At 70.8% G+C, this 21961-nt stretch carries 17 protein-coding genes, 1 rRNA gene, 1 pseudogene and 1 riboswitch; of the genes and pseudogenes, 5 read left to right on the top strand and 14 right to left on the bottom strand.

The features are described 5' to 3' along the window. Positions 1–111: 111 nt before the first annotated feature. Positions 112–948: a PhzF family phenazine biosynthesis protein gene (locus tag ACWGJ2_RS28485; protein ID WP_453349131.1), complete on the top strand. Its 837-nt coding sequence runs from the start codon at positions 112–114 to the stop codon at positions 946–948. A 95-nt stretch (positions 949–1043) separates the two neighbouring features. Here the strand turns inward: ACWGJ2_RS28485 and ACWGJ2_RS28490 are convergent, their stop codons facing one another. After that, complete coding sequence (locus tag ACWGJ2_RS28490; RefSeq protein ID WP_453349144.1) at positions 1044–1817, bottom strand: CPBP family intramembrane glutamic endopeptidase; 774 nt, start codon at positions 1815–1817, stop codon at positions 1044–1046. Between the two features lie 221 nt (positions 1818–2038). On the opposite strand from ACWGJ2_RS28490, the gene ACWGJ2_RS28495 reads away from it, so the two are divergent. Continuing rightward, positions 2039–3892 (top strand): substrate-binding domain-containing protein, encoded by a 1854-nt coding sequence (locus ACWGJ2_RS28495; RefSeq protein WP_453349132.1) that lies wholly within the window; start codon positions 2039–2041, stop codon positions 3890–3892. 114 nt (positions 3893–4006) lie between these two features. Here the strand turns inward: ACWGJ2_RS28495 and ACWGJ2_RS28500 are convergent, their stop codons facing one another. Next, entirely contained in the window at positions 4007–5503 is a 1497-nt protein-coding gene (locus tag ACWGJ2_RS28500; protein WP_453349133.1) for a glutamate--cysteine ligase, read from the bottom strand. Between the two features lie 488 nt (positions 5504–5991). Here ACWGJ2_RS28500 and ACWGJ2_RS28505 point away from each other — a divergent pair, with 488 nt between their 5' ends. Then, positions 5992–6597, top strand: coding sequence for a hypothetical protein (locus tag ACWGJ2_RS28505; protein ID WP_453349134.1), 606 nt, complete (start codon positions 5992–5994; stop codon positions 6595–6597). Between the two features lie 311 nt (positions 6598–6908). Beyond that, positions 6909–7115, top strand: coding sequence for a DUF5999 family protein (locus tag ACWGJ2_RS28510; protein ID WP_453349135.1), 207 nt, complete (start codon positions 6909–6911; stop codon positions 7113–7115). Positions 7116–7244: 129 nt separating this feature from the next. On the opposite strand, the gene gcvP is transcribed toward ACWGJ2_RS28510, so the two are convergent. Then, positions 7245–10130 carry an aminomethyl-transferring glycine dehydrogenase gene (gene gcvP / locus ACWGJ2_RS28515; protein ID WP_453349136.1) on the bottom strand — a complete coding sequence of 962 codons (2886 nt, stop codon included), beginning with the start codon at positions 10128–10130 and terminating at the stop codon, positions 7245–7247. 196 nt (positions 10131–10326) lie between these two features. Next, positions 10327–10424, bottom strand: a riboswitch (glycine riboswitch). A 142-nt stretch (positions 10425–10566) separates the two neighbouring features. Here gcvP and ACWGJ2_RS28520 point away from each other — a divergent pair. Next, a pseudogene (locus ACWGJ2_RS28520) lies at positions 10567–10971 on the top strand (PRC-barrel domain-containing protein); the annotation flags it as partial. On the opposite strand, the gene ACWGJ2_RS28525 reads toward ACWGJ2_RS28520, so the two are convergent. The 11 genes from ACWGJ2_RS28525 to rrf all read right to left on the bottom strand — a co-directional run. After that, a complete protein-coding gene (locus ACWGJ2_RS28525) occupies positions 10860–12689 on the bottom strand; it encodes a DNA polymerase IV (protein WP_453349137.1) in 1830 nt (609 codons plus the stop codon). The pseudogene ACWGJ2_RS28520 and the gene ACWGJ2_RS28525 overlap by 112 nt on opposite strands. Before the next feature lie 105 nt (positions 12690–12794). Continuing rightward, on the bottom strand, positions 12795–13415 hold the full coding sequence (locus ACWGJ2_RS28530) for a MerR family transcriptional regulator (protein WP_453349138.1): 621 nt from the start codon (positions 13413–13415) through the stop codon (positions 12795–12797). 210 nt (positions 13416–13625) lie between these two features. Then, positions 13626–14099, bottom strand: a complete 474-nt coding sequence (locus ACWGJ2_RS28535; protein WP_027764781.1) for a bifunctional nuclease family protein — start codon at positions 14097–14099, stop codon at positions 13626–13628. A 136-nt stretch (positions 14100–14235) separates the two neighbouring features. Further along, complete coding sequence (gene ftsR, locus ACWGJ2_RS28540) at positions 14236–14988, bottom strand: transcriptional regulator FtsR (protein WP_453349139.1); 753 nt, start codon at positions 14986–14988, stop codon at positions 14236–14238. A 19-nt stretch (positions 14989–15007) separates the two neighbouring features. Further along, positions 15008–15796 carry an FHA domain-containing protein gene (locus tag ACWGJ2_RS28545; RefSeq protein ID WP_453349140.1) on the bottom strand — a complete coding sequence of 263 codons (789 nt, stop codon included), beginning with the start codon at positions 15794–15796 and terminating at the stop codon, positions 15008–15010. Between the two features lie 165 nt (positions 15797–15961). Then, positions 15962–16681: a DUF881 domain-containing protein gene (locus ACWGJ2_RS28550; protein WP_453349145.1), complete on the bottom strand. Its 720-nt coding sequence runs from the start codon at positions 16679–16681 to the stop codon at positions 15962–15964. A 413-nt stretch (positions 16682–17094) separates the two neighbouring features. After that, positions 17095–17427 carry a small basic family protein gene (locus ACWGJ2_RS28555; RefSeq protein WP_027750352.1) on the bottom strand — a complete coding sequence of 111 codons (333 nt, stop codon included), beginning with the start codon at positions 17425–17427 and terminating at the stop codon, positions 17095–17097. After that, the gene (locus tag ACWGJ2_RS28560) at positions 17424–18323 is read right to left on the bottom strand and encodes a DUF881 domain-containing protein (protein ID WP_453349141.1); all 900 of its coding nucleotides are present in this window, start codon (positions 18321–18323) and stop codon (positions 17424–17426) included. The genes ACWGJ2_RS28555 and ACWGJ2_RS28560 overlap by 4 nt, the downstream gene beginning before the upstream one ends. A 139-nt stretch (positions 18324–18462) precedes the next feature. Beyond that, on the bottom strand, positions 18463–20958 hold the full coding sequence (locus ACWGJ2_RS28565) for a sugar phosphate nucleotidyltransferase (protein WP_453349142.1): 2496 nt from the start codon (positions 20956–20958) through the stop codon (positions 18463–18465). A gap of 138 nt (positions 20959–21096) precedes the next feature. Then, a complete protein-coding gene (locus ACWGJ2_RS28570; protein WP_453349143.1) occupies positions 21097–21705 on the bottom strand; it encodes a CDP-alcohol phosphatidyltransferase family protein in 609 nt (202 codons plus the stop codon). A gap of 181 nt (positions 21706–21886) precedes the next feature. Then, a 5S ribosomal RNA gene (gene rrf, locus ACWGJ2_RS28575) occupies positions 21887–21961 on the bottom strand; the annotation flags it as partial.

Genomic DNA, 21961 nt, shown 5'->3' on the forward strand with positions numbered 1-21961 from the left:
TCGCAGAATCTTCGCTGAGACAGGACAACCTCACCTACCGGTCCACTACCCAGGCCACTTTCCACAGATTGGCCCTGTCCGGCGCCTCAGTGGCCCTCTACATTCATGATCATGAGAATTCGTACCGTGGACGCCTTCACCGACCGCCCCTACGCCGGGAACCCCGCGGGGGTCGTCATCTGGGCCGAGGGGCCCTTCCCCGAGGACCACCGGCTCCAGCGGCTCGCCAACGAGATCAACCTCGCCGAGACCGCCTACGCGCACCCCCTCACCGACGACCCGGAGGCCGACTGGGCGCTGCGCTGGTTCACCCCCGCCACCGAGGTCGATCTGTGCGGGCACGCGACCCTGGCCACCGCGCATGTGCTGCACACCGACGGCACCGCCTCCGGCACCGTGCGCTTCCGCACCCGCAGCGGCATCCTGACCGCCACCACCGCGGCCGACGGGGAGATCACCCTCGACTTCCCGACCGCGCCGCTCACCGGGATCCCCGTGCCCGAGGGCGTCGAGGCGGCCATCGGCGCCGAGGTCGTGCGTGCCTACGACACCGGCCCGCTCGGCGACCTCCTGCTCGAGTTGGCAGACGAGAAGACCGTGCGCGGGCTCACCCCCGACCAGTCCGCGCTCACACGCCTCCCGCACCGCTGCGTGCTCGTCACGGCACGCGCCGAGGAGGGGGCGGCGCCGGGGCGCGGCACCAAGGGGTACGACTACGTCTCCCGCAACTTCGCCCCGGCCGTCGGCATCCCCGAGGACCCGGTCACGGGCAGCGCCCACACCGCCCTCGCGCCCCTGTGGTCGGAGCGGCTGGGCAGCGACACCCTGACGGGGCTTCAGGCGTCGGCGCGCACCGGGCTCGTGCGCACCACGCTGCGCGGCGAGCGTACGGAGCTGACGGGCACGGCGGTCACCGTCCTGGACGCGCAACTGCGCGCCGAGTTCTGAACCGGTTCTCCGACGGTTCCGAACCGACAGGGGGCGGACGCGGGCGGCGTCGGCGCACCCACGTCCGCCCCTGCGCCGCCCCGCCCCCTTCCCCGTCACGCCGTGGGCAGCCACCCCACCTTGCCCGCGAGCAGCGCGTACCCCGTGAAGGCCACGATGTCGATCAGCGCGTGCGCCACCACCAGGGGCCCGACCCGCCCCCAACGCCGGTACAGCAGCACGAAGATCACGCCCATCGCCATGTTGCCGAGCATGCCGCCGATGCCCTGGTACAGGTGGTACGAGCCACGCAGCACCGCGCTCGCGGCCAGCGCCGCCATCGGCGCCCAGCCCGACTGGTCGAGCCTGCGCAGCAGATAGCCGACGACGATGACCTCCTCCACCACGGAGTTCTGCACCGCCGAGGCGATCAGCACGGGGAACTTCCACCACACGTCGGGCAGCGACTCGGGAACCACCGTGAGGTTGAACCCCCCGGCGCGCGCGCCGAGATAGAGCAGCAGCCCCGTCCCGCCGATCCCCGCCGCGACCAGCGCGCCCCATCCCGCGTCGAATCCTGGCCTGCGCCTGTCCAGGCCGAGGGCGCGCAGCCCACCGGCCCGTTCCCGCGTCAGCAGATGCGCCACGAGCGCGACGGGCACGAGCGCCGTGGCGATCCCGAAGAGCTGCCAGGCCAGGTCGAGCCACGGGCGGTCGGGCGCGCGCGAGGTGTTCAGCTTCGCGGCCTGGTCGGCGAGCCCGCCCGGCGCGGTCAGCGAACCGATGAAGCTGATCAGCGCCGAGACCGCGCTCGCGCCGAGGGACAGGGCCAGTACGAGCACCGTCTCCTGCCGCAGCAGCCTCGGCGACAGCCCGCCGCCGGGCGGCACAGGGGACGCAGGGGTCGAAGCGGTGTCACGCGCCTGTGACTGCACACATGCCTCCAGTTCAGCAATCCCGCCTCTTCGGCACTCCCGCCCCGCTAGGGTCTCGAAAACGGGTACGGGGAGCGCGCGACAGGCCGGGGGGACGAGCGCCATCCGTCACGGCATACCGCCCTTTCCTGTCGCCTTCCCGCCATCAAGGGGCTTCCAGGAGGGGCGTGGACGCCATGGGACGTCACAGCTTGCCCGACGACTCTGCTTCGTACGGCGCGGGGGCATCCCCAGCGCTCGAACCGCCACGCCAGGAGCGGCCGCCGTCCCGTCAGGAGCGGCGCGGGACACGGCGCCGCGCCGTCCTGATCGCCACGGCCCTCGTGCTCGCCGTGGGCACCGGCGCAGCCGTCGCCGTGCGCACGGACGTCCTCCCGCTGGGCGACGACTGCGAGGAGAGGTCGGTCCGGCTGCGTGTCGCGGCGGCGCCCGACATCGCCCCCGTGCTGCGCGAGGTCGCCGACCGCGCCCGCGAGCGGCGCCTCACCTCGGACGGGCACTGCCTCGACGTCCGCGTCAGCGCGCGCTCGGGCGCCGAGATGGCGACGGAGCTGGCGCGCGGGGGGAGCGGCGGCCAAGCGGGACGCGGCGGCGAGCGCGCGTACGAGGTGTGGCTGCCCGACTCGGCGCTGTGGGTGGACCGTGCCGCGTCGTCCGACGGCGCACCGCCGCTGGAGACCGTCGGCAACGTGGCCAGCTCCCCCGTCACCCTGGCCACGATGCCCTCGGCGGCCGAGCGACTGGGCTGGCCGGAGAAGAGCTACAGCTGGGCGGGGATCGCGGGCGCCGCGACCGGCGAGAAGGCACTGCGCGTCGGCAGCGCCGATCCCGCGCGCAGCGCGACGGGGCTGCTGGCGCTCACCGCGATCCAGCGCTCCACGGCCAAGGAGCGCGGCAAGGACGCCGAGACCCGTACGGCGGCTGCCGCCGAACTGCTCGCCGAGCGCGCGGCCCCCGGGGACACGCAGGTCATGGCGACGCTGCCGAAGGACGACTCCGGCACGGAGAAGGGCAAACCGCAGCGCAACCAGGCCCTGCTCGTCTCCGAGCAGGCCGCCTTCGCGCACAACACCTCGGCCAACAGCGCGCCCGGCCTGAAGCTGTTCTATCCGAAGGACGGCGGCACCCTGCTCGACTACCCGTACACCCTCGTCGACGAGGAGAGTCTCGGCACCAAGAAGAGCCGCGCGGCCTCCCGTTTCCAGACCCTCCTGGGCGACGCGCAGGGCCGCCGCGCGCTGACCCGCGCGGGCTTCCGGCTCCAGGACGGCGAGGCCGAGCCCGCCGTGACCCACCGCGCGGGCGGGCGCGAGCCGCAGCCGTACGGGGCCGCACCGGCCGATCCGCCGTCGGCCGGTACGGTACGCGCGGCCCTGGGCATGTGGACGATCACGGTACAGAGCGCGCGGCTGACGCTCGTCGTGGACGCGTCGGCCTCCATGTCGGCGGCCGTGCCAGGGCGTGCGGGGCAGTCACGGATGGACGTCACCAAGGCGTCGCTGCTCCAGGGGCTCTCGCAGTTCACACCGGACGACGAGATCGGCCTGTGGGAGTTCGCCACCCGTCTTGAGAGCGAGCGCGACTACCGCGAGCTGGTGCCCACCGCGCGGCTGGGCGACCGCGGTGGCGACGGCACGACCCAGCGCGACAGGCTCACCTCGGCCTTCGGCCGTCTGCACCCGATCCCGGGCGGGGCGACGGGCCTGTACGACACGGCACTCGCCGCGTACGAGAAGGCCCGCGAGACCTACCGTCCCGGCAAGTTCAACGCGCTGGTCGTGCTCACGGACGGCGCCAACCAGGACCCGGACAGCATCTCCCGCAAGAAGCTGACCGAGAAGCTCAAGCGGCTCAGCGGCGGCGACCGTCCCGTGCCGCTGATCGCCGTCGCCGTCGGGCCCGACGCCGACGAAGAGGCGTGCGAGGACCTCGCCGGGGCGACGGGCGGCTCGGCTCACCAGGTCGACGATCCCGCGCAGATCTACTCCGTGATCCTCAAGGCCGTCATGGCGGCGGGCAGCAAGCTCTGACCCGCCCCCACCCGCCGCGCGGCATACAGCACCGCACACGGCACCGCACAGGGCGCAACACGCCGCGCACAGCACAGCACCGCACGCGGCATGCGCCACGCCGCGGAACCCCCGTCAGGGTCCGGCAGGCCAGGTGTGCACCGGCTCCCCGGTCAGGGCCAGTTCGCGGTAGCGCCGCGTCACCGCCGCCAGTGCCTTGTCCCGGTCCAGGCCCGCTTCCTGCGCCCGGTGATAGGCCGCCGCCTGCCAGGAGGCGCCGTTCACCCCCAGGCGGCAGCGCTCCTCGATGACGGACAGGTACCGGTCCCTGTCCGCCGCCTCCACGCCCCAGGCGTCGAGCCCGGCCGCGGCGAGGGGCAGCAGTTCCTCCCGCACGAGCCGCACCGCCGGCACCTTTGCCAGCCCGCCGCCCCTCCCCGCGCGAGGCCACCACAGGTGCGCGTCGATGCCGTGGCGGCATGCCGCGTCGAAGTTGCGGGAGGCGTCCTCGAAGGGCAGCCGCGCCCACACCGGGCGCGGTTCGTCGGACAGGGCGCGGACCAGCCCGTAGTAGAAGGCGGTGTTCGCCAGGACGTCCGTGACGGTGGGCCCCGCGGGCAGCACCCTGTTCTCCACCCGCAGATGTGGTACCCCGTCGACCACTCCGTAGACGGGCCGGTTCCAGCGGTAGACGGTGCCGTTGTGCAGCGTCAGCTCGGCCAGCGTCGGGGTGCCGCCCTCGTCCAGCACGCGCAGGGGTTCCTCGTCCTGGCAGATGGGGAGCAGAGCCGGGAAGTAGCGCAGGTTCTCCTCGAAGAGGTCGTAGGCCGAGTCGATCCACCGCTCCCCGAACCAGGTGCGCGGCCGTACGCCCTGCACGGACAGCTCGGGCGGGCGGGTGTCCGTCGACTGGAGGAAGAGCGGCGGCCTGGACTCGCGCCACAGTTCACGGCCGAAGAGGAAGGGCGAGTTGGCGCCGAGCGCGATCTGCGCGCCCGCGACCGCCTGGGCCGCGTTCCACGCGTCGGGAAAGCGCTCGGGGGTCACCTGGAGGTGGAGCTGTACGGACGTGCACGCGGCCTCGGGCGCGATCGAGCCGGAGGTGCACCTGAGCCGCTCGACCCCCTGTATGTCGAGGACGACCTCCTCGCCGCGCGAGGCCATGATCTGGTCGTTGAGCAGCGTGTACCTGGCCGCCGAGGTGAGGTTCGCCGAGACGAGGTCCTCGTCCGTGAGCGTCGGCAGAATACCGATCATCACAATGCGCGCGTCCACCTCGCTCGCCTGCCTGTCCGCGTAGGCGAGTCCCGTGCGCAGTTCCTCCGCCAACTGGTCGAAGACCCGCCCGGAGAGCTGGTGCGGCACGATATTCACTTCGAGATTGAACTGTGCCAGCTCGGTCTGGAAATCCTCGCTCGCTATTCGCTCCAGAACCTCCGCATTCATCATCTGGGGCATCCCGTGGGCATCGGCGAGATTCAGCTCGATCTCCAGCCCCATGAGATTCCTGGGACGGTCGAACCGCTTCTCTTCCAGCAATCGCTCCAGACTCTGAAGACACTGGCGCAACTTCCGCCGGTACCGCTGCCGATCGGACAGGTCGAACCTGTCGGCCACGACCTTCTCTCCCATCGGGACGTCCCTCCTCGATACGGCCCCGTCGTGTCAGCCATGATGCCCTGCCATGTGATCGACAACGCCTCACCGGCCCCCACAGGCTCAACAGCCGCTAGGCTGGACGGAGTCGCACGCAGGCACATTCCGGAGGCATACGGTCCGGGGCCGGGGGCCGGCACGCGGGGCTCGTGAAAAAAACCGACGAGTTTCCGCCGACCGCGTATTCCACTTCCTTCGAGGCAGACGACGCACATAAGGCACTCATCAGCGGGAATGCCCCCTCTTAAACGTCCTGATATCCCCTTCCGGTGATGAAGGACACTTGCTAGCTGAAACTCCACCTGAACACGTGTCGTATAAACTCCGCCACGAGGCAGAGACTTGGCGCCCCTACGGCTCCCGACTGTCGACGCCCCCGCCGCCCTCGCGGCCCCTCTACGCCGACAGTGCCGTCCGCGCCCCCGCCAAGCACCACATGTCTCCGAAGTGAGAGGCGACCTACCATGCCGCTGCATGTCCCCCCGGCCCCCGCCCCCGCCCTGCGCAGTGTCCTCACCGCCCTCCGGTCGCCTACGGCCGTACGAGGATCCCGCACCCCCGCCGCCGTACGTACCGCGCACGGCACGCTGCGCCCCGAACTCCCGCTGCCCGTCCACGAGATGGCCCGCGTCCAGTCGGCCGACGACGGGCCCCGCACCCGGCTCACCGGTTGGCGGTTCCTGCTCCGGGACACCGGCAGCGCCGCCGACGGCAGGTCGGTGGGCGCGGCGGAGGCCATGCTGACGGCGGACGGCTGGGCCTTCGCCTACTTCTGCGAAGGCCCCTACGTCACCTCTACGGAGCGGGCACTGCGCCAGGCCGAGTCGCTGTCCACGGACTACCAGCCCCGGCTGCTGTCCGTCCCGGAGCTCTACATGCTGACGCTGTGGCTGCACCACGACACCGGGGCCGACGCGGCAGAGGGCACCCCGGAGCCCTCGGACGTGCTGATCCCGCTGGCCCCCGCGCCGCCCGGGATCGCCGCGCACCAGCCGCACCGTCTCGACGCGCTGCTGCCGCTGCTGACGCGCCGTCTGGTGACCGCGCCGCGGCTGCGCACCTCTGTCTGATCCGTCGCACCCGTCTGGCATGTTGGCGTTTCGGCGGAATGTCTCTCCGGCCTCGTTGTGACCACGGCCCACTCCCCCGGACGGACTAGCCCTCGCTCCTCTCGAACCCCCCGAAAGGAGGGTCGAGTTGAGGGCAACCGGCCGCCTGGGTGACGCGTCTTCATCAGTTGAGGAGTGCTGAGTCGAAATCCCTGCGGAATCGAGCTCGTAGGGGAAGACTGGGACCACGTCGAAAAACGGGGGGAGCGGTCATGAACGTAAGGACAGGCCGCACGACATACACCACAACGCAACGGAAGACGACACCGACAATGTGCAAGCACCAGCCGCCGTGCCCGACAGCAGACTCCGCCGACCGGGAGGCCGCCCATCCTGTGGCCCACTTCCCGGAACAGGGGTGGAGTCTGCTGTGCAACGGAGTTCTCCTCTTCGAGGACACGGGTGAGCTGCTGCCGGATGGTCAGATCATCGCTCCGCACAAGCCGCTCGGTACTCAGCACATCGCCACCGCGGCCTGACCACGCCGCAACGGCACCATGGAAGGCCAGGGCCGGCACGGCAGCACCTCGCCGCACCGGCCCTGACACATGCCGGGACGCTTCTCAGCGCCCCGGCACCCGGTCCCGCTTCGCTTCCGCGGCTCAGCCTCAGCCGTCGTACTCCTCCACCGGCGGGCACGAGCAGACCAGATTGCGGTCCCCGTAGGCCCCGTCGATCCGCCGCACCGGCGGCCAGTACTTGTCCGAGGACTCCACGCCCGCCGGGAAGGCGGCTTCCTCCCTGCTGTACGGGTGCTCCCAGTCACGGCCGAGCTGCGCCGCCGTGTGGGGCGCGTTGGCCAGGGGGTTGTCGTCCTTCGCCCACTCCCCCGAGCCGACCTTCTCGATCTCGCCGCGAATGGCGATCATGGCCTCGCAGAAACGGTCCACCTCGGCGAGGTCCTCGCTCTCCGTGGGCTCGATCATCAGCGTGCCCGCGACGGGGAAGGACATCGTCGGCGCGTGGAAGCCGTAGTCGATCAGCCGCTTGGCGACATCGTCGATGCTCACGCCGGTCTGCTTGGTCAGGGGCCGCACGTCGATGATGCACTCGTGCGCGACGAGGCCGTTCGGGCCCGTGTAGAGCACCGGGTAGTGCGGCTCCAGGCGCTTGGCGATGTAGTTGGCGCTGAGCACGGCCACCTGCGTGGCACGGCGCAGCCCCTCGGCGCCCATCAGCCGCAGATACGCCCAGGAGATCGGCAGGATCCCCGCCGAACCCCACGGCGCGCCGGAGACCGGGCCGATACCGGTGCTGGGCCCGGCGGCGGCCTGGAGGGGGTGGTTCGGCAGGTACGGGGCAAGGTGCTCGCGCACGCCGATGGGGCCCACCCCGGGGCCGCCGCCGCCGTGCGGGATGCAGAACGTCTTGTGCAGGTTCAGGTGCGACACGTCCGCGCCGAACCGTCCCGGCTTCGCCACGCCCACCAGCGCGTTGAGGTTCGCGCCGTCCACGTACACCTGGCCGCCCGCGTCGTGCACGGCGGCGCAGATGTCGCTGATGTGCTCCTCGAACACGCCGTGCGTCGAGGGGTAGGTGACCATCAGCACGGCCAGCTCGGAGCCGTGCTTCTCGATCTTGGCGTGCAGGTCGTCCAGCTCGACGTCGCCGTTCTCGCTGGTCTTCACGACGACGACCTTCATGCCCGCCATCACCGCGCTCGCGGCGTTGGTGCCGTGCGCTGAGGAGGGGATGAGGCAGACGGTGCGCTGCTCGTCACCGGCCGCGCGGTGGTACGCGCGCACCGCGAGCAGTCCCGCCAGCTCACCCTGCGAACCGGCGTTGGGCTGGAGGGAGACCTTGTCGTAGCCGGTGATCTCGGCCAGCCGCTCCTCCAGCTCCTGGATGAGGGTGAGATAGCCCTGCGCCTGCTCGGCGGGCGCGAAGGGGTGCAGCGCGCCGAACTGCGGCCAGGTGACCGGCTCCATCTCCGTCGTGCCGTTCAGCTTCATCGTGCAGGAGCCGAGCGGGATCATGCCGCGGTCCAGCGCGTAGTCGCGGTCGGCGAGGCGGCGCAGATAGCGCAGCATCGCCGTCTCCGAGCGGTGCTCGTGGAAGACCGGGTGCGTCAGGTACTCGTCCTCGCGCAGCAGCCCTGCGGGCAGCGTGTCGTCCGTCGCCGCGTCCAGCCGCTCGACGTCGGCCTCGACCTCGAAGGCGGCCCACACGGCGGCGAGCTGGGCGCGGCCCGTCGTCTCGTCGCAGGTGATCCCGACGTGGTCGGCGTCCACGTGCCGCAGGTTGACGCCCTTGTCGCGGGCGCGGGCCACGATCCGGGCCGCGCCGTCCGGCACCCGCACGGTGACGGTGTCGAAGTACGCCGCGTGCACGACCTCCACGCCGCCCTGCCGCAGGCCCTCGGCGAGGAGCGCGGTGTAGCGGTGGGTGCGGCGCGCGATGGCGGCCAGCCCGTCGGGGCCGTGGTAGACCGCGTACATCCCGGCCATCACGGCGAGGAGCACCTGCGCGGTGCAGATGTTGCTGGTGGCCTTCTCGCGGCGGATGTGCTGCTCACGGGTCTGGAGCGCGAGGCGGTACGCCTGGCGGCCGTCGGCGTCCTTGGAGACGCCGACGAGACGGCCCGGCAGGCTGCGCGCGTACGCGTCGCGCACGGACATGTAGCCCGCGTGGGGCCCGCCGAAGCCCATGGGGACGCCGAAGCGCTGGCTGGAGCCGACGGCGATGTCCGCGCCCAGTTCGCCGGGCGAGGTGAGGAGGGTCAGCGCGAGCAGATCGGCGGCGACGGTGACGATGGCGCCCAGCTCGTGGGCCTGGTCGACGAGGGCACGCGGATCGCGCACGGCGCCGGAGGCGCCCGGATACTGGAGCAGGACGCCGAAGACGCCACGCTCGGCGATCGCGGCCGGGATGCCCTCGCTCAGATCGGCGACGACGACCTCGACGCCGGTGGGCTCGGCCCGGGTCCGCAGGACGGCGACAGTCTGCGGCAGGCAGTCGGCGTCGACGAGATACACGCCCTGCTTGACCTTGCCGACCCGGCGCGACATGGCCATCGCCTCGGCCGCCGCGGTGGGCTCGTCCAGGAGGGAGGCGCCGGAGGTGGGCAGTCCGGTCAGGTCCGCGACGACGGTCTGGAAGTTGAGCAGCGCCTCCAGGCGGCCCTGGGAGATCTCGGGCTGGTACGGGGTGTACGCCGTGTACCAGGCGGGGTTCTCCATGACGTTGCGGAGGATCACGGGCGGGGTGAACGTCCCGTGGTACCCCAGGCCGATCATGGAGTGCAGCACCTCGTTGCGCCCGGCGAGGGAGTGCAGCTCGGCCAGCACGTCCGCCTCGCTGCGGGCTTCCGGCAGGTCGAGGGCTTCGACGCTCTTGATCACGTCGGGCACCGCGGCGGCGGTCAGCTCGTCCAGCGAGCCGTAGCCGACCTGGGCGAGCATCTTCGCCTGCGCGCCGGTGTCGGGGCCGATGTGGCGTCGCTCGAACGGTGTGCCGCGCTCCAGCTCGGTGAGGGGGATGCGATGGGAAGTCATCTGCGGAGGCCTCCTGGTCTCTGCGACCTTTGGGGGCACCACGGCGCGGGTGCCCGGATGGCCTCCCCCTCTGTCATCACGACCTGAGAGTTTCACCGGACCGTCCGGCAGTGTGGCCCGCCCGGCCCGGCTTTCACCGTCGGTGAGGAGGGGCACCCGGCGCTGGACCGCGGCCCGCCCTGCTTTCCAGAGTGACCTCGTCCGCGCGGTACGTGAGCCTGAGAGATTCCGGGGAGGGGTTGCTCCTTCGGCGCCTCGGGCGACTTTGCCAGAGGACTCTCCCGCACGGGGTCGACAGCCGTTTCCGAGCCTACCAGCGAGGTAGGACGAGGGGACCGGCTGTGCGCTCAAGTGGCCAATGGCCGAAATCTGCCTTTTCGTTGTACTAAGGACTCCAGGGACTCTGATGGAGCAGCCGCGACCAGGAGGAGGGACCGTGCAGACCGATATCGATCCGCGGAGCCTGATCGGCCGCAGGGCCGTCGACAGCAGGGGGACGAAGATCGGCACCGTGGACGAGGTGTATCTCGACGACGCCACGGGCGAACCCGAGTGGGCTGCCGTACGCACCGGCATCTTCAGCCGTGACGCCTTCGTACCCCTGGAGCCGAGCGAGGTGGAGAACGAGGCGCTGCGCATCCCCTTCGAGCGCGACCTGATCAAGGAAGCGCCCGACTTCGGAGTGGGCCGCCACCTCTCCCCCGAGCAGGAGCTACAGCTCTACCACCACTACGGGCTCGACGTGCCCGTGAGGGGCGAGGGCCCCTCCCCCACCACGGCACCCCCCGTCCCGCCGCTCGCGGCCCGGGACCGGAACTTCGGGCGCGTGGCCGGGTCCGGTTCCGGCTCCGGGGGCTGAGAGGCGGCACCCGGGGGACGATCCGCCCCTGCGGCACCGTCGGCACCGGGCAGCCCTGCCGTCGCCGCCCGCGCGGCCGGGTCAAGGTCAGGGGACGAGGGCGAGGGCAGGTCCGCGTCGGCCGCCGTCCGCGCCATCGCCGCCAGTGGTGGCGGATCGGCCGGGCTGAGGTCCGGATCGCCGACGGAGAACGTCCGCACCCGGCCCGGTACCGAGCCCGGATACTCGAACCGCACGGTCACCCTGCCTATGCCGCTGCCCTGGACCCACCCCGGCCCGTACTCGGCGTGCCGGACATCGTGCCCCGCCACCCAGCGCCTGCCCACGGGCACCTCGGCGGCAGGCTCACGCGCCGGTGCCGGTGCCGGTGCCGAGGCCGGTTCCCCGTTCCGCGGCTGCTCGGCCGCTGATCCGGTCCCGGTTCCGGTCGCCGACCCGGCGCCCACGGCTGTCCCGTCCGACCCGGCCGCCGGGTGCGCGGCGTCGTCCACCGCTTCCTCCACAGGCTCACCGGGAGCGACATCGGCGGCGAGAGCGGCACCGTCAGCAGCGCCCTCAGCGCCACCGGCCGCACCCTCACCGCCGGCAGCGGCATCAACCGCACTGAGCGCCTCCGCCGCACTGGCCTGCGCGAACAGATCCTCCTGCGTGAAGTCCGCGAGCCCGCTCACCCCGACCCCCAGCAGCCGCACCCCCGAGGTGGTGTCCACGCCGTCGATGAGCCGCGCCGCGGCCTCGCGCACCACCCCCGGGTCGTCGGTGGGCCCCCGGAGTGTCTCGGAGCGGGTGAGCGTCGAGAAGTCGTAGCTCCGGACCTTGATCACCACGGTCCTCCCTGAGCGCCCCGCCGCGCGCAGCCGCTCCACGCAGCGGTCCGCCAGCCGGGCCACCTCCAGCCGCACCCGGGTCCTGTCGGTGAGGTCCACATCGAAGGTGTCCTCGACGGAGACCGACTTCGCGTCCCGCTCGGCGACCACGGGCCGCGCGTCCAAGCCGTTCGCCATGGCATAGAGCGAAGCTCCGTGCGCCCTGCCCAGCAGCCGCAGCAGCTCCGCCTCGCCCGCCTCGGCCGTCTCGCCCACGGTGGTGATCCCGGCCCGGCGCAGGACCTCGGCCGTGGCGGGCCCGACGCCGGGCAGCGTCCGCACGGGCATGGGCGCCAGCAGCTCGCGCTCGGTGCCCGGCGTGATCAGCACCAGGCCGTCCGGCTTGGCCTGCTCCGAGGCGATCTTGGCCAGCATCTTGGACCCGGCGAGCCCCACCGAGCCGCTGAGCCCCGTGGCCCGCCTGATCTCCTCGCGCAGCCGCTCCCCGACGGCCCGCACGTCCTCGGCACGGGTCCCGGGCCCGACCTCGCCGCCCGCCTCCAGATCCACGAACGCCTCATCGAGGCTCAGCGGCTCCACGAGCGGGGAGAGGCGGGCGAGCAGTTCCATGACGATGTCGCTCACCTGCCGGTACAGCGCGCCGCGCGGCGTCAGATAGGCGGCGTTGGGGCACAGGCGCCGCGCCTGGGCCATGGGCATCGCGGAGTGCACCCCGAAGACCCGAGCCTCGTACGACGCGGTGGCGACCACCCCGCGCGGGCCGAGACCGCCCACGATCACCGGCTTTCCGCGCAGGCTCGGCTTCGACGCCTGCTCCACCGCGGCGAAGAAGGCATCCATGTCGAGATGCAGGATCGTCGGTACGCCCCTCACGCCTACCGATGCTGCCGCATGGCACTGACAATCTCACCCGCGGCACCCGCGACGCCGCCCCGCGCCACCTTCCGCACCGAGCGATCCCCGGCACGGGAGCACCGCTCACACGGCCCGGTTGCGCCTGCGGGCCAGCTCGTCACCGGGGTGTTCGCCGACGATGGTCTCGCCGGTGTCGACGCGCTCGCCGTGCAACTGCGACAGCGCGCCCTCGACGTCCTTCCACACCACGCCCACGGCGATCCCGAAGACACCCTGGCCGCCCTGGAGCAGATCGACGACCTCGTCGGGCGAGGAGCACTCGTAGACCGTGGCCCCGTCGCTCATCAGCGTCATCTGCGCCAGGTCCGTCATCCCGCGCGAGCGCAAGTGCTGCACGGCGGTGCGGATGTTCTGGAGCGAGACGCCGGTGTCCAGGAGCCGCTTCACGATCTTGAGTACGACCACGTCGCGGAAGCTGTAGAGCCGCTGGCTGCCCGAGCCGTAGGCCGAGCGGATGCTGGGCTCCACCAGACCTGTGCGGGCCCAGTAGTCGAGCTGTCTGTAGGTGATCCCCGCCGCCGAGCAGGCGGTGGGGCCGCGATAGCCGACCTCGCCCGGCTCCTGGCCCCGCGCGTCGGCCGCCTGCGGTTCCAGGGCCTGCGCGCGCGGTGCGGCAGGCCGCGCCGCGGACCCGGAGGCGGGAGAGGAGCCCCCCGCTGCCGTGCCGTCGCCGGTGCTACTCACGCGGACCTCCGTCCTCCACATCCCGGGTCGCCCCCGGAATCTGCCCACTTGAAGGTAGGCAGTCACCCGGGGTGCGTCAACGATCGCCACACTCGGCACGCCGAGTGATAATCACCCAAGGTGTGGTTTCCCGCACCCGCGAACCGGGAAGTGCTGACTGAATGGCCTCGGGAACCTCACAGGTTCACAGGTCCCCGAGGGCGACGGAGGTCACTGGCTGCTGGTGCCGAAGTCCTCGGGCGAGATCTGGTCGAGGAACTCGCGGAATTTCTCCACTTCGTCCTCCTGCTCGTCCGGGATCGCGATCCCGGCGTCGTCCAGCACCCCGTCACTGCCGTAGATCGGCGTTCCGGTGCGCAGAGCGAGCGCTATGGCGTCGGATGGACGGGCACTCACCTCGACTCCGCTGGCGAAGACCAGCTCGGCGTAGAACACGCCTTCGCGCAGGTCAGTGATCCTGACAGCCGTGAGCTCCTGCCCCACCGCTTCCAGGACGTCCTTGAACAGGTCATGGGTCAGTGGGCGCGCAGGCGTCATGCCCTGCTGTGCGAAGGCAATGGCCGTCGCCTCCCCAGGGCCGATCCAGATGGGGAGGTACCGGTCGCCGCCCACTTCACGCAGGAGCACGATCGGTTGGTTCGAGGGCATTTCGACCCGGACACCCACAACGTCGAGCTCGTTCACACAGTAACCCTAGGCCGTGCCCGGCCTGTTTGGGTAGTCGGGGCCCCCTCCCGGCTCCCGGCGCGCCGCTCCGGCGGGCCGCCCGCCAGGCGGTTTACCCGCTGCTGCCGGTCTTGTCGGGGTGAGCCGGTCCCTGTCAGGTCGAACGGAGGCCGAGCGCGGCCCGTACGAAGGCGGCGTGCAGCCGCACGGAGAGCCCTGACAGCTCCCGCGCCGTGGCCTCGGCCTTCGAGCGCGCCTGGGGGTTCTGATGGCGGCGCAGGGGCGCCACGATCTGCTCGACGAGATCGGCCTCGCGTTCGGCAGCGGCCTTCATCGAACGCAGATGACGGGGTTCGATGCCAAAACGCCCCAGGTCGGCCACCAGACGGGCGACGGCGACCTCGGCGACGTCGTACGCGCCGTCCACCGCCGGAGCGATGAGGCCGTACGACTCCCACTCCGCCAGCTCCTCCTCCGCCACCTCGGCCGTCGCGAGCAGCTCGGCCCGTCCCAGCCGGGCCGCCGTGGGTGCGGCCTGGGCCGCCTCTGCCATCTCAGCGTTCCGGTCCACCGGGCCGCGGGGCGGCCCCGGCGCCGGGAGGGGCGGCTGCTCGCCGCGAGCGAGGGCGTCGAGATGCTCCCTGATGACCTTCAGCGGGAGGTAGTGGTCGCGCTGTATGCGCAGGACGTAGCTGAGCCGCTCAACGTCCTCGGCGCTGAACTTGCGGTACCCCGAGGGGGAGCGCGTCGGCTCGACAAGGCCCTCCGTCTCCAGAAAGCGGATCTTGGAGATGGTGACCTCGGGAAACTCCTCACGGAGCACCTGGAGGACGGCCCCGATGCTCAGGGGGCCGCCGCTCCCGGCGGCGGTGCCGGTACCGGCACCGCCGGACGGTGAGCGCTGCATGAGCCTTCCCTGGAGCAGGTCAGACGGTCCGCGGGCTGGCGAAGAAGACCAGCCTGTACTTGCCGATCTGAACCTCGTCACCGTTTGCGAGCGGGACCGCGGCCTCCATCCGCTCACGGTTGACGTAGGTGCCGTTCAGGCTGCCGACGTCCGAGACCGTGAAGACTCCGTCCGGGCCGCGCCGGAACTCGACGTGGCGCCGGGAGACGGTCACGTCGTCCAGGAAGATGTCGCTCTCCGGGTGGCGGCCCGCCGTCGTCAGCTCGTTGTCCAGGAGGAAACGGCTGCCGGAGTTGGGGCCCCTCCGCACGACCAGCAGGGCCGAGCCCAGCGGCAGTGCGTCGACGGCGGCCTGCGCCTCGGGCGGAAGAGGCGACGGCGTCTGGCCGGTGACCTCTGCCTCGTACGCCTCCAGTCCCGAGATCGAGATCGTGGAGGTCGTCTCCGAGGACCCCTCGGCAGGCGCACCGCCGCGAAGCGGCGCCCCACAGTTGGAGCAGAACCGGCTCGCCTCAGCGGCCCGGGTCCCGCACCTGCTACACACCGGCAAGGCAAACCCTCCACCCGTACTTGAGGTTGATGGTGCCTCGGAACCTATGCGCCCCGACGCTCCGGGGTCAACAGAACCCGCCCCGTGACCACTCGAATTGTCCCCGGTGGGGGCACCGACCTCGTCACGGAACAGGGGGCGCTCCACACTCTCGCCTTCGGTGCTCCCCGCGTCTCCGTGCCGGGGAGCGCGGTGCCGCGCGGCACCGCTGCCGCCGTCCTGGCGGCTCTTGCCGAACAACTTCGCAAAAAAACTCACGGGCGATTCCCCTCGCACGAAACAGACCCGCCCGTGGGGCAGGACAGACCCTCGATGCTCTCATTGGCCGATACGGACGCCCAGAACAACGTCCGCGACCTACAGACAGTTTCCCTCACGCAGTGCACTACAGGCCCGGCGACCCCCGGTAGCCACTCCGTCATCTCACTGCGATGACGACCGAGCGTAGTCAGGCCGCTTCGCCGATCGCAAGGCGTCCACGGTGACCTTCTCGGAGCGGGTCACGGATACCGTGGCCTGCTCCTTCCGTAGAGTCTGCACGACTCCGCCGGGGATGTTCAGCGCCGGTTCGAGATCCTGCGGCTTGCCGATGACCTCGAACTGGTACGGCTGAGTGATCTTACGCCCATCGACCCGTACCCCTCCGTCACCGTCCGAAAAGTACGTATCCGCCACCACACGGACGTTGTTGACCTCTATCGCCTCGGCGCCCGCCGCACGCAGTTCCTGGACGGTGTCGAGGAGCATGTCGGCCTCCACCGACTTGTTGCGGTCGCCGACCTTCAGCTCGATGCCGGGGCCCTCCGCCGCGACAGTACCCGCCAGCACGCCCAGTTGGCGCTCCTTCTGCCGGGTCTGCTTACGGGCCTCCTCGGCCTGGTCCGAGCTGTTCTCCAGCTCGGTGCGCTGCCGGTCCAGGCTCTGCTTCTCGTCCTCCAGGCGCTTGGTGCGGTCGTCCAGCTCGTCGAGGATGCGCACCAGGTCCTCGTGACGGGCGCCGCGCAGGGCGCTGTTCTCGCTGGTGGAGCGCACCTGAATGGCGAGGCCGAGGCCGAGCACGAACAGCAGCAGGGCGACGATCAGTTGGGCCCGCGACACTCTCGGGGGCCACACGGCCTTCGCCAGCCGCTGACGTCCCGACAGCCCGTCTCCTCCCCCGTCGCCCTTGGACTCGTCCTTGGATGCGTCCTCGGGCCCGCGCTCGGGCCTGTCCTCCGCCTCGGTCCCGGCAGCGGGACCAGGGGCGGCGCCGGCGTCGGAGCCGCGCTCGGCTTCGGGGCGCGAGGTTCCGGTTCCGGGGCGCGCGTCGTCCCCGGGGGCGTTGCCACCCGTCCCCTTCGACGCACCGGAGGCGCCGGACGCACTGGACGCACTGGACGCACCGGAGTCAGCACCTCCGCCGCTCCGCTCCGGAACGGGGGGCCACGACGGGGGCCGCGCCGAGGACCGCTTCGAGGGACTGGCGTCCCCCGGTTCGCGCCGGGGCGCGGGGCGCTCGGGCGGCAGCTCGCCGGGCGGGGTGTCCTTCTCGTTTCCGTCGCCGTCGTTCATCGGCCTCACGCCCGGAACACGTGCCGGCGGATCGCCGCGGCGTTGGAGAAGATCCGGATGCCGAGGACGACGACCACGCCCGTCGACAGTTGCGCGCCGACCCCGAGCTTGTCGCCGAGGAACACGATGAGCGCGGCGACCACGACGTTCGAGAGGAACGAGACGACGAAGACCTTGTCGTCGAAGATCCCGTCCAGCATGGCGCGTAGCCCGCCGAACACCGCGTCCAGCGCCGCCACGACGGCGATGGGCAGATAGGGCTCGACCACCGTCGGCACCACGGGCCGGACGACAAGTCCGGCCACGACTCCCACGATGAGACCCAGTACGGCGATCACGATGTGCTGCCCTCTCCTGTCTGCACGGGCTCTGCGTTGCGTACGGTCAGACTCGGCGCGGCGGGAAGCCGCACGTCGTCCTGGGTACTGATGCTGGTGCGCACGCCGTAGTTCTCCTGCAACACGTGCAGGTACTGGCCGTCGGCGCTGTCCTGGAACGCGGTGCTGAGCTTCTGGCCCGGACCCACCGCGAGGAGCGTGTACGGGGGCACCAGGGGCTTGTTGTCGACGAGTATCGCGTCTCCGGCGGCCCGGATCGCCGAAAGGCTGGTGAGCCGCTGGCCGTTGACGGAGACCGCCTCGGCCCCCGACTCCCACATGCCGTTGACCACGCGCTGGAGGTCGCGGTCCCGCACCCGTCCGGTGTCCGAGAAGCCGCTGCTCTGCCGGGGTCCGCCCGTGTCGCTGTCCTGGGTGTCCTTCGCGTCGTCGACGACCAGCTTCACGCCGGGCCCGTGGACGGGAAAGGCACCGGACAGCAGCCCCGTGACCTCCCCCTTGTCACCACCGTGCTTCTCCAGGGCCTTGCGCTGGCGTGCCTCGACGTCCTCGCGCAGGGCGTCCACCCTCTTCTGGAGGACGTCGGCGTCGTGCGTGCCGTCCTCGATGCGCTCGATGAGTTCCTCGCGCTCCTTGGCGATCGTGGGCGCGGTGATGCGGGCCTGCGCCGCGCCCACCGTGACCACCAGCGCGGCGAGGACGAGCCCCGCGGCCAGCCACAGCTTCGCGCGCATGGTGCGCGGCAGCCCGGAGCGGCCCTCGGCGCCTCTGCGGGCAGCGGCCTCGGCGTACCCGTCGTCGAGGCTGTGATCCATCACGTTGGTCAGCAGCGACATGGAGGCATCGGGTCGCGCAGGCCGCGATGCGGTACTCCGTACGGGGTGCTGCTGCGACATGACGCACATCGTCGCATGTCGAGGTCACTACCGCCGAACGGGCCCACCGGTGTGCCGTGGGGAGGAACTTGGCGGGTGCCGCGCCTGAGCGGGCCCGGACGAAGCCGGGCCCGCCCCGCGCGGGCACCCGCCCGCGCCGTCAGCGCCCGGCGCCGTCCACGACGGCCGACCACTCGTCCAGCAGTGCCTGAGCGGAGGCGTCGTCGGGCCCCTCCGCCCACAGGTGGGTGACGGCTTCGGCCGGGTCGGGCAGCACCATGACCCAGCGGCCGTCGGACTCCACCACACGCACGCCGTCGGTCGTGTCCACGAAGCGCTCGCCCGCCGCCTCGACGACGGTACGCATCACGAGCCCCTTCACCGCCCACGGCGTCGCCAGGTCACGCCGCACCACGTGGGCGCGCGGGATGCGGGCGTCGATCTGGCTGAGGGTGAGCTGGGTGCGCGCGACGAGTCCGATGAGACGGACGAACGCGGCCGTGCCGTCGAAGACGGAGCTGAACTCCGGAACGATGTAGCCGCCGCGGCCGTCGCCCCCGAAGACCGTGGCGTCGTCACGGCCCACCCTGGTCAGGTCGTCGGGCGAGGTCGTCGTCCACTCCACCTGGGTACCGTGGTAAGCGGCGACCTGCTCCGCGATGCGGGTCGTGGTCACCGGCAGCGCCACCCGGCCGCTGCGGCGCTCTGCGGCGATCAGGTCGAGCATGACGAGCAGGGCCCGCTGATCCTCGATGATCTTGCCGTGCTCGTCCACCAGCGACAGCCGCTCGCCGACGGGGTCGAACCTGACGCCGAAGGCAGCCCTTGCGGAGGCGACGATCTCACCCAGCCTGACCAGTCCGTCGCGGCGCGCGTCCGCGGTCTCGGTGGGGCGGGACTCGTTCAGCCCGGGGTTGATGGTGAGCGCGTCCACGCCCAGGCGCCCGAGGAGGCTGGGCAGCACGAGGCCCGCGCTGCCGCCCGCCGCGTCGACGACGACCTTGAGCCCGGACTCCGCGACGCCCGTGGTGTCCACGGCACGGAGCAGGGACCCTGTGTACGAGTCGTAGACGCTGGAGGGGAAGCGCAGGTCGCCGATCTCGCCGGGGAAGGCGCGGCGGTACTCCTGGCGCGCGTACACGCGGTCCAGCTTGCGCTGCGCCGCCTGGGAGAGGTCGGCTCCGCGCTCGTCGAAGAACATGACGTCGACGTTGTCGGGCACGCCCGGGGTCGTCCGGATCATGATGCCGCCCGCGCTGCCCCTGGCCGTCTGCTGGCGGGCCACGGGGAGCGGCACGTTCTCCAGGTCACGCACGTCGATGGCGCTGGTCTGGAGAGCCGAGATCATGGCCCGCTTCAGTGCGCGGGCGCCTCGGGAGTGGTCGCGCGCCGTGGTGACGGTGGAGCCCTTCTTGAGGGTCGTCGCGTAGGCGCCCGCCAGCCGTACGGCCAGCTCCGGGGTGATCTCGACGTTCAGGATCCCGGAGACCCCGCGTGCGCCGAAGAGGTGCGCCTGGCCGCGGGACTCCCAGATGACGGACGTGTTGACGAAGGCACCGGCCTCGACGGTCTTGAAGGGGTAGACCCGCACATTCCCCTGGACAATCGATTCCTCGCCGACGAGGCACTCGTCGCCGATGACCGCGCCGTCCTCGATACGGGCGGCACGCATGACGTCCGTGTTCTTGCCGATGACGCAGCCGCGGAGATTCGTCTGCTGCCCGATGTACACGTTGTCGTGCACGACGGCACGGTGCAGGAAGGCACCGCTCTTGACGACGACGTTGGAGCCGATGACGGAGTGCTCACGGATTTCCGTGTCCGCCTCCACCTTCGCGTAGTCGCCGATATACAGCGGCCCGCGCAGCACAGCGTCGGGGTGGACCTCCGCGCCTTCGGCGACCCATACGCCGGGCGAGATCTCGAAGCCGTCGATATCGACGTCGACCTTGCCCTCCAGGACGTCGGCCTGGGCCTTCACATAGCTCTCGTGCGTCCCGACGTCCTCCCAGTAGCCCTCGGCGATGTAGCCGTAGATCGGCTTGCCTTCCTTCATGAGCTGCGGGAAGACGTCACCGGACCAGTCGACGGGGACATCGGGCTCGACGTAGTCGAAGACTTCCGGCTCCATGACGTAGATGCCGGTATTGACGGTGTCCGAGAAGACCTGACCCCAGGTGGGCTTCTCCAGGAAACGCTCCACCTTTCCGTCCTCGTCGACAATGGTGATGCCGAACTCCAGCGGATTGGGGACCCGTGTCAGACAGACGGTCACCATCGCACCGCGTTCCCGGTGGAAGTTGACCAGCTCGGTCAGATCGAAGTCGGTGAGCGCGTCTCCCGAGATGACGAGAAACGAATCGTCCTTCAGAGCTTCTTCGGCGTTCTTGACGCTGCCGGCGGTGCCGAGAGGCTTCTCCTCATTGGCATAGGTCAGCTCCATGCCGAGCTCTTCACCGTCCCCGAAGTAATTCCTCACGAGGGAGGCGAGGAATTGCACGGTGACCACGGTCTCGCTGAGCCCATGGCGCTTGAGCAGCCGCAGCACGTGCTCCATGATCGGGCGGTTGGCCACAGGCAGGAGCGGCTTGGGCATGCTCGCGGTCATCGGGCGAAGGCGCGTGCCTTCGCCACCGGCCATCACAACGGCCTTCATGTCGGAAGCGTCCTCCTTGCAAAGACGACGGTCGTACCGACTTCACCTATCCACTCCAGCATGCACGCCGGCCCGTGTTCTCGCGCTGCGGGTGGCGCTACAGGCGACCGCTTTGGCCGTGCTGCTGGAATTGCGGCATCAGTCGGTCGAGGCGTCCGCCTTGACAAGCCGGCGGACCTGAACCACGTAAAGGATTCCTGCCCACCAGTAGAGCGTCGTACCCCATCCGGCGAACGCCCATCCGAAAATAGCAGCAAGTGAGGCGAGCCACCCGCTCCCGTCACTGAGCAGCAGCAACGGAAACGCGTACATCAGGTTGAAAGTGGCTGCCTTGCCGAGAAAGTTCACCTGTGGCGGCGCGTAACCGTGCCGGTCCAGGATCCACACCATGACCAGAAGCAACAGCTCCCTGGCCAGAAGGGCGGCCGTCAGCCAGATCGGGAGGATCTCGCGCCAGGTCATCCCGACGAGGGTGGACAGAATGTACAGCCGGTCGGCGGCCGGGTCGAGGATTCTGCCGAGGCTGCTGATCTGGTTCCAGCGGCGCGCGAGCTTCCCGTCCAGATAGTCGCTGACCCCGCTCAGGGCGAGGACGAGCAGCGCCCAGCCATCGCAGTTCGGCCCGCCGAACTCGGGCCACAGGATCAGCCACAGAAACACCGGCACGCCGATGAGACGGGCCATGCTGAGGATGTTCGGGATGGTGAGGACCCGGTCCGTCTGGACCCGCGTCTCCTGGACCTCCACCCGGGGGCCTCCTGTGAGTAACCGTGCCTACGATGCCCCCCGACCTTACCGGCAGTCCGTACGCACAGATGCGCGGGGGTATGTGACGTGGTGGGGCCGATCATGCGAAAAGGGCCCCCGAGCAGGATCCCTAGTGACACTGTCACCGGGAACCCGCTCGGGGGCCCTCAACATAAAAGGAGTTCGGCGGCGTCCTACTCTCCCACACGCTCCCGCATGCAGTACCATCGGCGCTGAAAGGCTTAGCTTCCGGGTT

This window comes from Streptomyces sp. NPDC054796 (genome assembly GCF_053611545.1).